This window comes from Salinimicrobium gaetbulicola (assembly GCF_042676025.1).
Taxonomy (GTDB): domain Bacteria; phylum Bacteroidota; class Bacteroidia; order Flavobacteriales; family Flavobacteriaceae; genus Salinimicrobium; species Salinimicrobium gaetbulicola.
Window position 1 is genome coordinate 660,731 of record NZ_JBHTJP010000032.1, and the last position, 15,700, is coordinate 676,430.

General features: G+C 41.7%; 15 protein-coding genes and 2 tRNA genes. 12 read left to right on the top strand and 5 right to left on the bottom strand.

Features of this window, described 5'->3' with window-relative positions; translation table 11 throughout:
- Positions 1 to 22: 22 nt before the first annotated feature.
- From ACFQ1G_RS04490 to nadB, 6 genes are all read left to right on the top strand, one after another.
- Positions 23 to 3,271, top strand: coding sequence for an efflux RND transporter permease subunit (locus ACFQ1G_RS04490; protein WP_380737077.1), 3,249 nt, complete (start codon positions 23 to 25; stop codon positions 3,269 to 3,271).
- Between the two features lie 89 nt (positions 3,272 to 3,360).
- The gene (locus tag ACFQ1G_RS04495; protein ID WP_380737078.1) at positions 3,361 to 3,666 is read left to right on the top strand and encodes a hypothetical protein; all 306 of its coding nucleotides are present in this window, start codon (positions 3,361 to 3,363) and stop codon (positions 3,664 to 3,666) included.
- Positions 3,667 to 3,683: 17 nt separating this feature from the next.
- Positions 3,684 to 3,869, top strand: a complete 186-nt coding sequence (locus tag ACFQ1G_RS04500; protein WP_380737079.1) for a YgaP family membrane protein — start codon at positions 3,684 to 3,686, stop codon at positions 3,867 to 3,869.
- A gap of 217 nt (positions 3,870 to 4,086) precedes the next feature.
- Positions 4,087 to 4,521: an RrF2 family transcriptional regulator gene (locus tag ACFQ1G_RS04505; protein WP_380737080.1), complete on the top strand. Its 435-nt coding sequence runs from the start codon at positions 4,087 to 4,089 to the stop codon at positions 4,519 to 4,521.
- A 5-nt stretch (positions 4,522 to 4,526) separates the two neighbouring features.
- Positions 4,527 to 5,492 carry a quinolinate synthase NadA gene (gene nadA / locus ACFQ1G_RS04510; RefSeq protein WP_380737081.1) on the top strand — a complete coding sequence of 322 codons (966 nt, stop codon included), beginning with the start codon at positions 4,527 to 4,529 and terminating at the stop codon, positions 5,490 to 5,492.
- A 3-nt stretch (positions 5,493 to 5,495) separates the two neighbouring features.
- Positions 5,496 to 7,031 (top strand): L-aspartate oxidase, encoded by a 1,536-nt coding sequence (nadB, locus tag ACFQ1G_RS04515; protein WP_380737082.1) that lies wholly within the window; start codon positions 5,496 to 5,498, stop codon positions 7,029 to 7,031.
- 3 nt (positions 7,032 to 7,034) lie between these two features.
- On the opposite strand, the gene ACFQ1G_RS04520 is transcribed toward nadB, so the two are convergent.
- From ACFQ1G_RS04520 to trhA, 3 genes are read right to left on the bottom strand one after another with little or no spacing between them, the layout of a single operon-like run.
- On the bottom strand, positions 7,035 to 7,307 hold the full coding sequence (locus ACFQ1G_RS04520) for a DUF202 domain-containing protein (protein ID WP_380737083.1): 273 nt from the start codon (positions 7,305 to 7,307) through the stop codon (positions 7,035 to 7,037).
- 1 nt (position 7,308) lies between these two features.
- Positions 7,309 to 7,686: a rhodanese-like domain-containing protein gene (locus ACFQ1G_RS04525; protein ID WP_380737084.1), complete on the bottom strand. Its 378-nt coding sequence runs from the start codon at positions 7,684 to 7,686 to the stop codon at positions 7,309 to 7,311.
- Between the two features lie 58 nt (positions 7,687 to 7,744).
- Positions 7,745 to 8,395 carry a PAQR family membrane homeostasis protein TrhA gene (gene trhA, locus ACFQ1G_RS04530; protein WP_380737085.1) on the bottom strand — a complete coding sequence of 217 codons (651 nt, stop codon included), beginning with the start codon at positions 8,393 to 8,395 and terminating at the stop codon, positions 7,745 to 7,747.
- A gap of 445 nt (positions 8,396 to 8,840) precedes the next feature.
- Here trhA and ACFQ1G_RS04535 point away from each other — a divergent pair, with 445 nt between their 5' ends.
- Entirely contained in the window at positions 8,841 to 9,200 is a 360-nt protein-coding gene (locus tag ACFQ1G_RS04535) for a hypothetical protein (protein ID WP_380737086.1), read from the top strand.
- Positions 9,201 to 9,453: 253 nt separating this feature from the next.
- Positions 9,454 to 11,553 (top strand): glycoside hydrolase family 97 protein, encoded by a 2,100-nt coding sequence (locus ACFQ1G_RS04540; protein ID WP_380737087.1) that lies wholly within the window; start codon positions 9,454 to 9,456, stop codon positions 11,551 to 11,553.
- 281 nt (positions 11,554 to 11,834) lie between these two features.
- On the opposite strand, the gene ACFQ1G_RS04545 is transcribed toward ACFQ1G_RS04540, so the two are convergent.
- Together ACFQ1G_RS04545 and ACFQ1G_RS04550 are read right to left on the bottom strand one after the other, a co-directional pair.
- A tRNA-Pro gene (locus tag ACFQ1G_RS04545) sits at positions 11,835 to 11,908 on the bottom strand.
- Positions 11,909 to 12,055: 147 nt separating this feature from the next.
- Positions 12,056 to 13,300, bottom strand: a complete 1,245-nt coding sequence (locus ACFQ1G_RS04550; protein WP_380737088.1) for an alginate export family protein — start codon at positions 13,298 to 13,300, stop codon at positions 12,056 to 12,058.
- A gap of 307 nt (positions 13,301 to 13,607) precedes the next feature.
- Here ACFQ1G_RS04550 and ACFQ1G_RS04555 point away from each other — a divergent pair, with 307 nt between their 5' ends.
- The 4 genes from ACFQ1G_RS04555 to ACFQ1G_RS04570 all read left to right on the top strand — a co-directional run bounded on the left by ACFQ1G_RS04555 (position 13,608) and on the right by ACFQ1G_RS04570 (position 15,661).
- On the top strand, positions 13,608 to 13,850 hold the full coding sequence (locus ACFQ1G_RS04555) for a GIY-YIG nuclease family protein (protein ID WP_380737089.1): 243 nt from the start codon (positions 13,608 to 13,610) through the stop codon (positions 13,848 to 13,850).
- Positions 13,836 to 13,910: transfer RNA gene (locus ACFQ1G_RS04560), tRNA-Pro, on the top strand. Before ACFQ1G_RS04555 ends, ACFQ1G_RS04560 begins: the two co-directional genes overlap by 15 nt.
- 135 nt (positions 13,911 to 14,045) lie before the next feature.
- Positions 14,046 to 15,224 (top strand): PQQ-dependent sugar dehydrogenase, encoded by a 1,179-nt coding sequence (locus ACFQ1G_RS04565; protein ID WP_380737090.1) that lies wholly within the window; start codon positions 14,046 to 14,048, stop codon positions 15,222 to 15,224.
- Positions 15,224 to 15,661, top strand: coding sequence for a c-type cytochrome (locus ACFQ1G_RS04570; RefSeq protein WP_380737091.1), 438 nt, complete (start codon positions 15,224 to 15,226; stop codon positions 15,659 to 15,661). The genes ACFQ1G_RS04565 and ACFQ1G_RS04570 overlap by 1 nt, the downstream gene beginning before the upstream one ends.
- Positions 15,662 to 15,700: the final 39 nt, after the last annotated feature.

A 15,700-nucleotide genomic window follows, 5' to 3' on the forward strand; every position in this document is an offset into this window, starting at 1 on the left:
AACAACTATAAGAATTCAACATATGAAAGAAGGATTAGCAGGTAAGATCGCCAAAGGCTTTATAGGGTCTAAATTGACGGTGCTGCTCATGATCGTGTTCATGATCATTGGGGTGTACAGTTCATTTTTGATCCCTCGCGAAGAAGAGCCGCAAATTGACGTCCCCATGGCCGATATCTTTATTGGATATCCCGGGGCCAGTCCCAGCGAAGTAGAATCGCGCATTATAAAACCCATGGAAAAAATGGTTTCCAACATCAAAGGTGTGGAGTACGTCTACTCTAACTCGATGGAGGAACAGGGAATGCTCATCGTGCAGTTTTACGTGGGCGAGGATATAGAACGCTCCTATGTGAAGCTTTACAACGAGCTGATGAAACATATGGACCAAATGCCGCCCAACGTGACCCAGCCACTGGTGAAGACAAGGGCCATTGACGATGTTCCGGTTCTGGGACTTACACTTTGGAGCGAGAATTATGACGATTACCAGTTGCGCCAAATGGCCAACGAACTAAGGCATGAGATCGAGAAGGTAGAGGATGTTTCTATCGTAAATAATATTGGTGGGCGTAACCGACAGTTAAGAATCGTACTTGATAAAGATAAAATGGCTGCCAGCGGTGTGGACCTGCTGGGTGTTGCTGAAAAGATCAAAGCCAATAACCAACAGCTCTCTTCGGGAAGTTTTGATCGCAATGATTCTGAAATCCTGGTAAGCACAGGAAGTTTTCTGGAATCTGCGCAAGATGTGGAAAACCTCATCGTTGGGGTTCAGGACAACCAGCCGATTTACCTTAAACAGATAGCAACTGTAAACGACGGTCCGGAAATTCCTAAAGAATATGTGTCTTTTGGATACGGCCAGGCGGTAGCTGCTTCGGAAACTTATCCGGCAGAATATCCTGCTGTAACCTTGTCTGTTGCAAAACGTAAAGGTGCCGATGCGATGAAGATCGCCGATGTGATCCTTGAGAAAGTAGATCACCTGAAGCAAAACCTTATTCCTGAAGATGTGCATGTTGAAGTAACCCGAAACTACGGGGAAACGGCATCTCACAAGGTAGGGGAACTTTTAATGCACCTTATTGGAGCTATTATCGCTGTAACCCTGGTGGTAATGCTGGCAATGGGCTGGCGTGGCGGACTGGTAGTTTTTCTATCGGTACCTATCACCTTTGCCCTCACTCTACTGAGTTATTACATGCTTGATTACACCCTTAACCGAATTACTCTTTTCGCACTGGTATTCGTAACGGGAATCGTGGTAGATGACTCGATCATCATTGCCGAGAACATGCACAGGCACTTTAAAATGAAACGCCTGCCCTTCAAACAGGCCGCGTTATATGCCATTAATGAGGTAGGAAACCCTACCATACTGGCAACATTTACCGTGATCGCGTCTGTATTACCTATGGCATTCGTTAGCGGATTGATGGGACCATATATGAGCCCAATGCCGATCGGGGCTTCGATCGCGATGATATTATCATTGTTCGTAGCGCTCACGATCACCCCTTATTTAGGATATATCTTCCTGCGTGAAAAAGAGAAAAAAGGTAAACCTGTAAAGAAAGAAAAAACTCTTGAGGAAAGTATGATCTACCGCATCTATAAGCGCTTTGAAGAGCCGCTTATTGAAAACGGAAAGATCAGGTGGACATTCCTTGGTATTACTACGTTATTGTTATTAGGGTCTGTAGCCATGTTCTTCACGAAGGACGTAGCCGTAAAAATGCTGCCGTTTGACAACAAGAACGAGTTCCAGGTGGTGATAGATATGCCCGAAGGAACTACCTTGGAAAGAACCGCCGTAGTGACAAAAGAGATCGGGCAATACCTTTCTCAAAGTCCGGAAGTGGTGAATTACCAGAATTATATTGGTACCTCTGCCCCTATTACCTTTAACGGATTGGTGCGTCACTATGACCTGCGCGGAGCCAGTAACACGGCCGATATCCAGGTAAATCTAAGGGCCAAGGGAGAACGTAGTCTTCAGAGTCACGACATTGCAAAGATGCTAAGGCCGGATATTCAGAAGATCGCAGCTAAATATGGCGCCAATGTGAAACTGGTGGAAGTTCCGCCGGGACCTCCTGTATTGTCAACCATAGTCGCCGAAATTTACGGACCTGATTATGAAAAGCAGATCGCGCTTGCCGACAGTGTTAAAACTATACTTCAAAACACTGATGATGTCGTAGATATCGACTGGATGGTAGAAGCCGATCAGAAAGAATTCGAATTCGAGATCGATAAGGAAAAAGCCATGCTTCAAGGCATCGCACCTCAGCAGATCGTTTATACGCTGAATTCAGCACTTGGAGAAAGAGCGATCACACAATTATATGATGAGGACGCGACCCAAAGAGTAGGAATCGTATTAGCCCTTGATGAGGAGGAAAAATCTTCGGTTCAGGATATCATGCAGATTCAGATAACTTCCCAGAATGGGCAAATGATCCCGGTTGGTGATCTTGTAGAACCTAAGGAAGTGATTCGTGAGAAAAGCATTTACAGAAAGAACCAAAAACGAGTGGTTTATGTGCTTGCCGACATGGCCGGGGAACTGGAAAGTCCGGTTTATGCGATCCTTGGGATGGAAGAAAAACTGAAAGAGATCGACCTGCCTGCAGGTTACGAGATCCAGGAGCTGTATATGGAGCAGCCACAGTATGAAGATGACTATACCGTAAAATGGGATGGAGAGTGGCAGATCACCCTGGAAGTGTTCCGTGACCTTGGAATAGCATTTTTGGGTGTAATTGTTATTATTTACATTTTGATAGTTGGATGGTTCCAGAACTTTAAAGCACCTATAGTGATGATGGTGGCAATACCGCTATCCTTAGTGGGTATTGTATTAGGGCACTGGATGCTTGGAGCGTTCTTTACCGCGACTTCTTTTATCGGGATGATCGCCCTGGCGGGGATCATGGTTAGGAACTCGGTCTTGCTCATTGACTTTATCAACCTGAGAGTGGAGGAAGGTATTCCGCTTAAACAGGCGGTGATCGAGGCAGGAGCCGTAAGGACCACCCCTATTCTGTTAACAGCGGGTACGGTAGTGATTGGAGCTTTTGTGATCCTGTTCGACCCTATTTTCCAGGGACTGGCGATCTCCTTAATGGGAGGAACCATAGTCTCTACCTTCCTTACCTTGTTAGTAGTTCCATTAGTGTACTACATGATTGAGAAAGGAAAACACCCTGAAGAAGGTAAGGCGGTTGTTCAGGAGAAAGAAGAGTACGTGGAGGAAAGCAAATAAAAAATGATCTCATTTCCGTCATTTCAGGATGGCGGAGATGGGTTCAAATTTAAAAGTAAAACTAAGTTTTGAATTATAAACCAGACATCATGAAACTACTCATCGTAACAACCGTTTCAGATTTCCAGAAGGAGGTCCTAAAACTCTTCAAAGAGGCAAATATTGAAGCCTTTAGTTCATCTGAGATCGACGGCTACAAGAATACCAATTCCCTGGTCGCCACCCAAAGCTGGTTCCCGGGTCATAAAGGTGGAAATGAATCTCTTATGTTCTTCTCATTTACCGATGAAGAAAAGATCGAGGAGATCTTCGGATATATAAAAGAATTCAACAAAAACCTTGAAACCAATAACCCGGTAAGGGCTATTGTGTTACCAATAGAACAATCTATATAACATTTAAAACAATAATTATGCTTAACAGAGTCATACGCGGAATTGCAGGTACTTTCATACTTATTAGTCTGCTGCTTGCGATCTATGTAAATATAAACTGGCTGTGGTTCACAGCTTTTGTAGGATTCAATCTTTTACAATCTTCTATCACCAAATGGTGTTTAATGGAAGACATTCTGAAAAAACTGGGAGTAAGACCATAGAAAGTCACACTTCTTCATTAATACTTGTGTTGGGCGGGATCAATTTAAAGATCGGCCCGGTAAACCCGGTCACTGAAGCGACCGGGTTTTTTATTAAAAACAAATAGGATTCCGCATCATCACATTTATAGTAGGTTTTTTCTCTCTAGCTGACCGTAGTCATAAATTAGGGATAAGGAGGTCCTTAATTTTGACACTTAACCTGAAGAAGTAAATAATGTTTTCAAAAGCATGTGAATATGCGATAAGGGCTACCATCTTTATCGCCTCAGAGTCAGATAAAGGAAAGAGGGCGAGCCTTAAAGATATCGCCAGGGAAATAGACTCCCCGGAAGCTTTTACCGCCAAGACCCTCCAAAAATTATCTAAAAGCGGAATTATCACCTCCATCAAAGGAGCTCATGGAGGATTCACTGTAAGTCCTGATAACATGGATTATATCAAGGTAGCACAGATCGTGGTTGCCATTGACGGTGATACTGTTTACAAGAGATGTAGTTTGGGACTGGAGAGCTGTTCTGAGGAGCACCCCTGCCCTTTCCATTCGAAATTCAAACCCGTGAGACAGGAATTACAGCAAATCGTAGAAAACACCAGTTTGAAAGATTTAGTTACCGGATTGGTTTCCGGCGATACGTTTCTAAAAGTCTAAATTCAATGTACCCTACAAAGGAAATGGATATCAGAACAGAAAGAAAAGAGAACCTTCAGCAAAAACTTATAAAACTAAAGGAGGAAAAGAACGCGGTCATCCTGGCACATTATTACCAGGAACCTGAAATTCAGGAGGTGGCCGATTTTATTGGAGATAGCCTGGAGCTGGCCAAAAAGGCGGCCCAAACTTCAGCTGAGATCATCGTTTTTGCCGGTGTCCACTTTATGGCCGAAACAGCGAAGATTCTCAACCCTTCAAAAAAGGTATTACTACCCGATCTTAATGCCGGTTGCTCTTTGGCAGAAAGTTGCCCACCGGATGCCTTCCGGGAAATGAAAGAAAAATATCCCGACCATATGGTCGTCACATATATAAACTGTTCTGCGGAAATCAAGACCCTGAGTGATATTGTCTGTACCTCCTCAAATGCCGAAAAGATCATCAACTCGATTCCGCAGGACAAACCCATTATTTTCGCCCCCGATAAAAACCTGGGAAGCTACCTGATGAAAAAAACAGGCCGAAAAATGCTTCTTTGGGACGGGGCATGTATCGTTCATGAAGCCTTCTCCCTGGATAAGCTGCTAAAACTTTACAAGGAAAACCCCTCAGCCATGATCATCGCTCATCCTGAGTCTGAAGATCATATTTTAAAGGTCGCCAATTACATTGGTTCTACTTCAGGAATGCTCAACTACGTGAAAAACAGTGACCATGATACGTTCATCGTGGCTACCGAAGCCGGGATCCTCCATCAAATGCAAAAGGATGTCCCCAACAAAATCCTGATCCCCGCTCCTGCCAAGGAAGATAACACCTGTGCCTGCAGCGAATGTGCATTCATGAAAATGAACACGCTGCAAAAGCTTTACAACTGCCTGAAAAATGAAGAGCCCGAGATCATTCTGGATAATGATCTTATGGAAAAGGCCCACAGACCTATTAAAAGAATGCTTGAATTATCATAGTCTATGAAAACTGATGTGCTTGTAATAGGATCCGGGATCGCCGGGTTGTCATTTGCTATTAAACTGGCTGATGCCAGACCGGATACTTCAATTACCATTCTTACAAAAAGCAGTAATGACTTGTGTAACACCGCCCAGGCCCAGGGTGGCATCGCCGTGGTCCTTGACAGGGTGAGAGACAGTTTTGAACAACACGTACAGGATACCATGAAAGCCGGGAAAGGCTTAAATGACCGCAAGGTGGTTGAAATGGTAGTTTCACAAGCACCCGAAAGGCTGTCTGAACTGATTTCCTGGGGCACTTCCTTTGATTTCAACGGAAATGGAGAATTTGAACTGGGACTGGAAGGCGGACATTCACAAAGAAGGATTGTGCACCACAGGGACCTTACAGGAAAAGAACTTGAAAGAAAACTGCTGAAGAAAGCCGGGTCTCTTCCAAATGTGGAATTTGTGGACCGCTATTTTGTTATTGATCTTTTAAAGAACGAACAGGATCAAGAGAACTGTACAGGAGTGAAAATGCTGGACAAGGTCACCGGCCAACAGGTAAACTTCAATTCCCGAATTACTTTTCTGGCAACAGGTGGCAGCGGAATGATATTTTCAAACACTACGAATCCTTCGGTAGCTACTGCCGATGGCGTGGCAATGGCCCAGAGAGCCGGAGCCGAGGTCAAAAACATGAATTTTATTCAATTTCACCCTACCGCTCTTTATGAAAAAGACAAACACCCATTATTCCTTATTTCTGAAGCGGTAAGAGGGTTTGGAGCTTATGTAGTCAATCATAAAGGCAACCGGTTTCTTTTTAAAACCGATACGCGAGGGGAACTTGCTACACGTGATATCGTTTCTGAAGCCGTTGTGAAAGAATTAAAAATGAGCGGTGAACGTTCTGCATTTTTAGATTGCAGGCATCTAAACTTTGAAGCTTTCCAGAATGAATTTCCTACAATTGTCGCCTATTGTCATTCTATAGGCCTCAATTTAAAAACCGATCTTATTCCAATCGTTCCGGCTGCTCATTATCAATGCGGCGGAATACAGGTAGACGAGCACGCGCGAACTTCTATACCACACTTATATGCTTCGGGAGAATGTGCTCACACCGGGTTACACGGAGCTAATCGTTTAGCTTCTAATTCCCTGCTGGAAGCCCTTGTATATTCACATCAGTCATACAAATCAGTAATAGAAGAACTGGATAAACTTCCGGAGCCTGAAACCATAATAAGGCCAGAAATTCTAAGGTTTGAGCAGGAAGCTGACGATGAGATCATTGCCAGTCTAAGGCATCGCCTGAACGACCTCATGACTTATGATCTTATTCATGCATCGGGAAAACGGGAGAAAAAAGAAGCTCTCGAACATTTAAGAGAGCTTAAGGAAATGTTGGAAGATTATCCACCGTTCAATACGGGCACTACCGGTTTCTACGAATTGCGGAATATGGTATGTACCGCGGTATTGATCCTGGATCACGCCCTCGATTTTAGTAGTAAAATGAAAAAGAACCTATCGGAGCTCCTTGCATAGGATTTATTTCCTCGTCTCCTTATAGTACATATGGATATGCCTTCTTACATAAAGAAAACGTGACACCCCGAAAACGAGTAACAGCGGGCTAAACCCAATTAATATAAAACCAAAACCACGCAGATCATCAAGGGCCGGAACTTTTAAAAGTGCGATCCCCGAACCAAGGATCACGATCACGGTTCGCAGGTACGCTAAAAAAGTGCGCTCATTAGCCATTTTTGTACGGTCAATGGCCAGCCAGTCCCGGGTTATGAGTTCCTTCTTTTCTTTCATCCTATTTTTTTCCGGCAGCCTTCCAGGCCTTGTAACCACCTTTTAGATCGATAATATTTTTAAATCCTGCATCCGATAACTGTTTAGAGGCTTTAGCGCTCCGGTTACCGCTCCTGCAGTATAAATATAAAGGCTCCTCTTTATCAAATGAGCGGAACTGTTTCAGGAAATCATCGGCGAAAAAATCAATGTTCTTTGCTCCTTTTATGTGGCCTTCCTTGTACTCTTCCGCAGTACGAACATCTACCAGCTGAACATTTTTCCGGGCAACCGCCTGCTCATATTTATCAACATCCATTACTTTAAAGTAAGGATCCTGCTGGGCATTCATTGAAGTTATTAAAAAAATTCCGAAGAGGAATGGGATTAGCTTTTTCATAGTTTTTAGTAAAATTTACTGCAAAGGTTCAAAAACCACACCAGAAATAGCCTTTAATTCAAGGTGTCACATGAAAATAAATGGAGTTAAAATGGCAAAAAGTACCTAGTAAAACAAATAAATGAAACCAGGCATGGTTGTAATTAAGTTTACTGATACTATAAAGTATAGCTCCTACTGTATAAAAGATCCCGCCACTGAACAACCACCACAAACCTTCTGAAGACAGATTCCCGATCAAGGGCTTGATGGCGAATATTATGATCCAGCCCATTCCCACGTAAAGAAGTGTGGAAAGGATCTTGAACCTTCCCGTAAAAAATATCTTCAGCAGGGTCCCGAAAAAGGCAATTCCCCAAGCTACTCCAAAAATGATCCAGCCAATAGTTCCTTCCAGGGTCACTAGCGCAAAAGGTGTGTAGGTACCGGCGATAAGGAAGAAGATCGCGATATGATCGAATATTTTAAGTTTATAGCGCAAGTGCGGATCTTTGGCACTATGATAAAAAGTTGAGGCAGAATACAGCAACAGCATGGAAACACCAAACACCACAAAACTAATAAGCAGATTATCACTGCCTGTTCGCAACCCCTTTTTTATAAGAAAAACCAAGGCGATCACACTTAACACCATTCCAAAGGCATGAGATATAATGTTCCATTTCTCTTCTTTTGGGGAATAAAATTTTGCAGGGCCTTCTCCTTCCATTTAAATTTATTTTAGACCGGTAAAAATACTTACATATTTCTAACGTTCCTACTTATAAGAAATAATTTGAATGGAGATAAATTTACTTTGACCAATGTTTTTTTGAAATGTTTTTATTGGAATAAAAGGGATTTTTAAATAGATAATATTTGAAAAATTCCTAAGGATTGACTTAATTTTTTGAGTATTTAATGCATGAATTGAAAAAAAAATTTAATCATATTATGGTGATTCAAAGATTTTTCCTACATTACCCCTCTGATTTCTAAACTCTTACCCCCTCAATAGTTTAGGAAAAAGATTACAAATAAGTGCTTAATCCCTGCTTCCAGACCTCATTCCCCCCTCATTGGTCGATGAAATACCAAATTTTTCGGTAAAAAGCATTGTTTTTTAAAATAAAGATGTATTTTAGTTGCCACAAAACATAATCACCGTTACGAATATGGATTTAATAGTAGTGTTAATTTCTTTTGATATCATAGCCTCGAAGTTTCTTGATTCATTCATAACTTCTCATCGCTTGGACTTTTACCAGGAAAGAAATCCTATCCTTAGACAGGTGCTATCTGTTCTAAAAATAAATAATGATGCCTGGTTATCATTTTTCTTTACCATTCTTATAGTCGGTTCTTCCGTCTACCTGCTGAATACCTTCTATACTGCTACAGCATACCAGTTATTATTCATATTTGCAGGATTGTTTACCACTACTCTTAATTTAGGAGCTGCACACAGCACTTATTTCGGAAAACAAAATTTCATTACTGAAAAACTTATTCACGGAAGAAATATCAAAGCGTAAAACTTCCTTTTTAAAATATTATAAAAGCCCGATCTTAAGATCGGGCTTTTTCTTTTTTATATCCGTAATGACCGAAATAGTGAACAAAAAATCAGCTTCTGAAGCCAGTGAAACCCGGCAGATTATTAAGTTTGCCAAATAGAATTTTTCCGGAACAATTAATCCTGAAAAGGCTCATTTCACTGATCTTTTTAAACCTCCGGTTAGTTAACAGAAACCCTATAATATGAAAATGATGAACAAATTGTTGGTTATGTCCTGCCTCTGGATGAGTCTTGCCGGCCTTGTGAGTGCGCAGGAACTAGAATCTCCGAATGGTAATCTTGAAATGGAATTTTCACTGCTTGAAAATGGCACCCCTACTTACACTCTTACTTATAAAGACAAACAGGTAATTAAAGAAAGTAAACTAGGCCTGGACCTTAAAAATGATGAGGCTGATCTATTTAATAGTTTTTCCCAGGCTGATGTTGAAACATCCACTTTTGACGAAACCTGGAAACCGGTTTGGGGAGAAGAAAAGGAGATTCGCAATCACTATAACGAAATGGCTGTTACCCTGACACAGGAAGAAACAGGAAGAAAAATGATCGTTCGATTTCGCCTTTTTGACGAAGGACTTGGTTTTCGCTATGAATTTCCGCAGCAAAAAGAACTAGGCCACTTTGTCATAGAAGATGAGAAAACTCAATTCGCCATGAGTGGTGATCATACCGCTTTCTGGATCCCTGGAGATTATGACACCCAGGAATATGATTATACCGAATCCAGACTTTCAGAAATAAGAGAGCGCATGGCAAGTTCGATCACTGCGAACATATCCCAAACTTCTTTTTCACCTACTGGAGTACAAACTTCATTAATGATGAAATCTGAAAACGGACTTTATATCAACCTGCATGAAGCGGCACTTATAGATTACCCGGCCATGCACCTGGATCTTGATGATGAGAAGATGATCTTTGAATCATGGTTGACACCCGACGTAAATGGAGACAAAGCATTCATGATCGCACCAACTCATACGCCATGGAGAACTATTATGGTCAGTGATGATGCAAGAGAGATCTTGGCATCCAGAATGATCTATAATTTAAACGATCCAATCGCCATCGAAGACCCTTCCTGGATCAAACCCATGAAGTACATTGGGGTGTGGTGGGAAATGATCACCGGCAAGAGCTCCTGGCATTATACCGATGATTTCTCTGCAGTAAGACTTGGGGAAACAGATTACGATTCAGCTAAACCGAATGACACTCATGGCGCGACAACTGAACACGTGAAAGAATACATTGACTTTGCTGCCGAACATGGTTTTGACGGAGTTTTGGTAGAAGGCTGGAACATTGGTTGGGAAGACTGGTTTGGTCATTCCAAAGATTACGTTTTTGATTTCGTTACTCCTTATCCTGATTTTGACCTGGAAGAAGTCAGGGATTATGCGAAAAGTAAAGGGGTAGAAATGATCATGCACCATGAAACATCCTCTTCCGTCCGTAACTATGAGCGCCACATGGATGAGGCTTATCAATTCATGAAGGATAACGGGTACAACGCAGTGAAAAGCGGCTATGTAGGAGACATGCTTCCGAGGGGAGAAAATCATTATAGTCAGTGGCTAGTGAACCATTATCAATACGCGATCGAAAAGGCCGCAGATTTTAAGATCATGGTGAACGCTCATGAAGCGGTAAGACCTACGGGCGTTGCAAGAACCTATCCAAACCTTATAGGAAATGAATCGGCACGAGGTACCGAATACCAGGCGTTTGGCGGATCAAAGCCAAATCATGTGACCGTACTTCCGTTCACCCGTCTCCAGGGAGGTCCTATGGATTACACCCCGGGAATATTTGAAATGGATATCAGCACATTCAGCCCTGATAACGACTCCCACGTGAACAGCACATTAGCAAATCAACTTGCACTATATGTTACCATGTACAGTCCGTTGCAAATGGCAGCCGACCTTATTGAAAATTATAAGCGCTTTCCTGATGCCTTCCAGTTCATAAAAGATGTTGCTCTTGATTGGGATAAAAGTATCTATTTGGAGGCTGAACCCGGAGATTATATTACGGTTGCCCGAAAAGAAAAAGGCAGCGAAAACTGGTTTATTGGAAACGTAAACGGAGAAACACCAAGGACATCCAGGATCAACTTCGATTTTCTTAATAAGGGACAAAAATACATCGCGACCATCTATTCAGATGCTAAGGATGCACATTACAAAACAAATCCTCAGGCCTATGAGATCAAAAAGGTGGTGGTGACCAACAAATCTAAACTATCAAAGTTGTCTGTACCGGGCGGAGGATATGCTATCAGTATTATTCCTGCGGAAAAATGAGAGACCAAAGGGTTGAAGAAATTATAAGGTTTTAACTTTCCTGAATAGCAAAAAATCCTGCAGAAAGATCTGCAGGATTTTTTTTGTTTTCAGATCGCTTACCAAAACAAGAGTTTCAAAAAAAGGATTTAGAGAATCACTTTACATCCAGCGCTGGAAATATAAAAGTCCAGCAGGCTTGCGCCTGGCTGCTTTTCTTGTTTTCAGATCGCTTACCAAAACAAGTTTTGGCCGCCTCTGAAAACAAGAAAAGTGATGCTTTCGCATCACTTTTATGCTTGTCGGGATGACAGGATTTGAACCTGCGACCCTACGCCCCCCAGACGTATACGCTACCGGACTGCGCCACATCCCGAATTGTATTGCAAATTAAACAGCTTATTTGAAATTATCAAAGGGAAAAAATCGATTTTTAAGCAGACCGGATAATACTTATAAAAGATAAAGCCGAAGCATCATAATTGACACTTCGGCTTTCATCAACAAAAAAAAAACACAAATCTTAATCTGCCTTGGCAGAAGTAAATATTGTCGGATTGAAATTTACCATTACATAAGCCCAGTTCTGAGTTCTTCCACTGTCCCCTCCTTTAAGGATCTCAAGAGAATCAGTCCCGAACATTTGAGAATATCCAATATTTACAGCAACATCTTTACTGAACTTGTACCCCGCAGCAAGATCCACTTCAGTTCCCAGGTATTTGTCTTCCCCGCCAAGTTCGGCAGTTGCCGAAAACAGGTGTGGAGTCGCCATGAAATTGAATTTATCCTTTGAATAAGTCAACTTTCCGAAGATATCTAACAACCCTACACTGTTTTGATGATTCCCAACAAAAAAGTAATCCATAAGTCCGTTAAAGGCGTGGTTTGTTCCGAATAAAGGAGTAAAAGAATTTATATTACCGGCACTTCCGAGATCTGTTCCCGAAAAATATTCAGTTCCGGCACCTATTTTCCATTCACCTGAAAGTTTGTAGTTCAGGTTCAAACCTCCATACCAGGCAGAGACGGTTTTATCATTTCTTTCTCCTGTTTGCCCATATACCGCAATATCTCCTGAAAAGGAACCTTTTGAAAACTTATGAAAGGCCCCGTAGGTCTGTAAATAGTCAATTTCCTGCTCATCTACTCCATTAGTGAATTCATAACCGGTATTCATAACCAGAAAGCTGAAAGCTACATTTTGACGATCCAGGTGATACCAGGCGAATTGCATATTCTTATAGGAATTTACGGTATAAGGTACCTCGAAGAGTGTTTCTGCCGGCGCGTTTACAGCAATCCCCACGTCTAAACGATGTTTCTCCTTGGGCAACCAGGTGAAAAGAGCCGCATCATGACTTTGAGCCTGCTGCGCCCACCCTACTTCACCTAAAATTCTTTGATTGTCATAAGAAAGCACCTGTCGCCCCAGTTTAAATCTAAAATCAGGACTTAAGTTATATTGACCATAAGCCTCGAAAAGGGCGATCCCATTATTATCGGCGGTACGCATCGTAGGAACATCGCCCCAGACTCTTACGTTCTGAAGTGAAAGTTTAAGTTCCAATGCTTCATGCGCGAAATTGAAATTTATGCGTGACCTCTGCGAAATAAATTCAGCTCCATCCTGCTGTTCTGATAGTAAGGTTTTATAACCGTTTCTATATTCAAATCGAGGACGTATTTGAAGATCTGTTTCAAATGTCTGAGCAAAAAGGGGAAAAGTGAAAAGTAAAAATCCCAGTAATTGTACTGTTCTAAGCATCTTTAAGGTTTTAACTATTAAATTATAGTGTAAAAAAAGAGAAGTTTTTACTACCAAAATATGATCGGACTCATATGTCCGATATTTAATCAAAAAATTAATTTCTCGCTTTACGACCGGGTTGATTTTCAGCCAAATGCAGGAAGGTGATTTTTTTCCTGGAAAAAAGACACCTAATATAGGAACAGAACCTAAAGGTTTTTCTATATTTGCAGCCGCTAACAAGTAAATAACTACTTGTTAGCGGGGTGTAGCGTAGCCCGGTTATCGCGTCCCGCCCTGGCGGGAAGGCCATAAAAATAAAAAGATGTTTGTATACATTCTTTTTAGCGAAAAAAGTTCACGATATTATGTTGGTCAAACAGCGGATATCGAAGAAAGATTGAAAAGACACAATTCAGGAAGAGTTAATTCCACTAAATATGGAATTCCCTGGAAAGTAGTTTTGTTAAAAGAAGTTTCTGAGCGTTCCGAAGCAATGGTTTTAGAACAGAAGATTAAGAAACGAGGAGCAAAACGATATATAGATGACCTTCGGGGTGTAGCGTAGCCCGGTTATCGCGCCTGCTTTGGGAGCAGGAGGCCGCAGGTTCGAATCCTGCCACCCCGACTAAAAGCCTTACATGAAAGTGTAAGGCTTTTTTTGTTTTTCAAAATTTAGAAGTCATTGCAACTTATTGACTCACGATTTTACTTTACCAAAAATTTGAATTCTTTATATTTGGATATTCTAAAAAGCAAGGCTATGAAACCATTAATATTCCTGGGAATATTCGCATTACTGATTATAGGTTGTAATGACAACGACAAATCAATTCAAAAAGAACAGGCAGTTACCAATGACACCCTGCAAGAAAACAGCAAGGCTATAACAATTCCCGATAGTCAAATGACCTCCACAGAATACCAATATGAAACTGTAGTTCCAGATCTTCAAATTGGTTGGGGTATGGCCTTTTTACCAGATGGCAGTATGCTGATCACTGAAAAAAGCGGTGAGATAATTCACTTCAAAGATGGTAATAAACAAAAGGTAGAAGGAGTTCCACAGGTTTATGTCCGGGGGCAGGGTGGATTATTAGATATCACACTTCACCCCGATTATGAAAATAATGGCTGGCTCTATTTCACCTTTGCTTCATCTGAAGGAGAAGGTCAGGGTGGAAATACCGCTTTGATGCGTGCAAAATTAGAAAATGGAAAACTTATCAATAAAGAGCAACTTTATAAGGCTTCACCAAACTCTACCCGAGGTCAGCACTTTGGCTCCAGGATAACTTTTGACAAGGAAGGGCAGTTATATTTCAGTGTAGGAGACCGTGGGAATCGAGATGAAAATCCGCAGGATATTACCCGTGATGGCGGGAAGGTCTACAGGCTAAATGACGACGGAAGTATCCCGGCTGACAATCCTTTTGTAGGTAACGCAAATGCTAAAGAAGCCATTTATTCATACGGGCACCGCAATCCGCAAGGAATGATTTATAATTCGCAAACCGGAGAAATTTGGGTTCACGAACACGGCCCAAAGGGAGGTGATGAGATAAATGTGGTTCAAAAAGGAGCCAATTTCGGATGGCCGAAGGTTACTTTTGGAGAAAACTATGATGGCACTACTATCACTCAGCAAACATCCGGACCCGATTATACCGATCCTATTTACTACTGGGTTCCGTCTATCGCGCCAAGTGGATTCGCTTTTATTACTTCTGAAAAATACCCGAACCTTCAAGGAGATCTTTTAGCGGGATCATTGAAATTCCAGTATGTGGAACACCTTTCCCTAGACGGAAAAACGGTAACCGCACGAGAAAAGTTACTTGAGGGAATCGGAAGGGTTCGCAACATTGTTCAGGGGCCTGATGGATTCATTTATGTTTCAGTTGAAAACAAAGGCATTGTAAAAATAATTCCGAAGCAATAATGAGAAAATACCTTCTGTTTCTATTAGTATTGTCAATCCTCTCATGTAAGGACAATACAGGAAAAGAACAAACCGCCCCCCTGGCCCAGAGTGACAAAAGTCCCGAATTGAAAGAAAGTATTTCCCGTGGCGCCTCTATTTACAGTAATTTTTGTGCGTCCTGTCATCTTTCGGGAGGACAAGGAATAGAGGGTGTCTTTCCTCCTTTGAACAAATCGAATTGGCTGACCGAAAAAAGGAAAGAAACCATACATGCTGTAAAATATGGGTTGAATGGCCTAATTGAGGTTAATGGTGTTGAATATGACAATTTAATGCCAGAGCTTGGATTGACCGACCAGGAAACAGCAGATGTCCTGAATTATATTTTTCACTCCTGGGAAAATTCAGTAAAAGAACCCGTATCGGCTGAAGAAGTTAGTGCTATAGCAAAATAAAAGGGATTTTATAAAAAGCTAAATAATTACCTTTGCAGC

Excerpts from the sequence above, each read along its gene's own strand:
- ACFQ1G_RS04540 (WP_380737087.1), top strand. The coding sequence starts at position 9,454 with ATGTCCTGCCTCTGGATGAGTCTTGCCGGCCTTGTGAGTGCGCAGGAA.
- ACFQ1G_RS04570 (WP_380737091.1), top strand. The coding sequence starts at position 15,224 with ATGAGAAAATACCTTCTGTTTCTATTAGTATTGTCAATCCTCTCATGT.
- ACFQ1G_RS04500 (WP_380737079.1), top strand. The coding sequence starts at position 3,684 with ATGCTTAACAGAGTCATACGCGGAATTGCAGGTACTTTCATACTTATT.
- ACFQ1G_RS04490 (WP_380737077.1), top strand. The coding sequence starts at position 23 with ATGAAAGAAGGATTAGCAGGTAAGATCGCCAAAGGCTTTATAGGGTCT.
- trhA (WP_380737085.1), bottom strand. The coding sequence starts at position 8,395 with ATGGAAGGAGAAGGCCCTGCAAAATTTTATTCCCCAAAAGAAGAGAAA.
- nadA (WP_380737081.1), top strand. The coding sequence starts at position 4,527 with ATGTACCCTACAAAGGAAATGGATATCAGAACAGAAAGAAAAGAGAAC.
- ACFQ1G_RS04550 (WP_380737088.1), bottom strand. The coding sequence starts at position 13,300 with ATGCTTAGAACAGTACAATTACTGGGATTTTTACTTTTCACTTTTCCC.
- ACFQ1G_RS04555 (WP_380737089.1), top strand. The coding sequence starts at position 13,608 with ATGTTTGTATACATTCTTTTTAGCGAAAAAAGTTCACGATATTATGTT.
- ACFQ1G_RS04535 (WP_380737086.1), top strand. The coding sequence starts at position 8,841 with ATGGATTTAATAGTAGTGTTAATTTCTTTTGATATCATAGCCTCGAAG.
- ACFQ1G_RS04495 (WP_380737078.1), top strand. The coding sequence starts at position 3,361 with ATGAAACTACTCATCGTAACAACCGTTTCAGATTTCCAGAAGGAGGTC.
- ACFQ1G_RS04520 (WP_380737083.1), bottom strand. The coding sequence starts at position 7,307 with ATGAAAGAAAAGAAGGAACTCATAACCCGGGACTGGCTGGCCATTGAC.
- nadB (WP_380737082.1), top strand. The coding sequence starts at position 5,496 with ATGAAAACTGATGTGCTTGTAATAGGATCCGGGATCGCCGGGTTGTCA.
- ACFQ1G_RS04565 (WP_380737090.1), top strand. The coding sequence starts at position 14,046 with ATGAAACCATTAATATTCCTGGGAATATTCGCATTACTGATTATAGGT.
- ACFQ1G_RS04505 (WP_380737080.1), top strand. The coding sequence starts at position 4,087 with ATGTTTTCAAAAGCATGTGAATATGCGATAAGGGCTACCATCTTTATC.
- ACFQ1G_RS04525 (WP_380737084.1), bottom strand. The coding sequence starts at position 7,686 with ATGAAAAAGCTAATCCCATTCCTCTTCGGAATTTTTTTAATAACTTCA.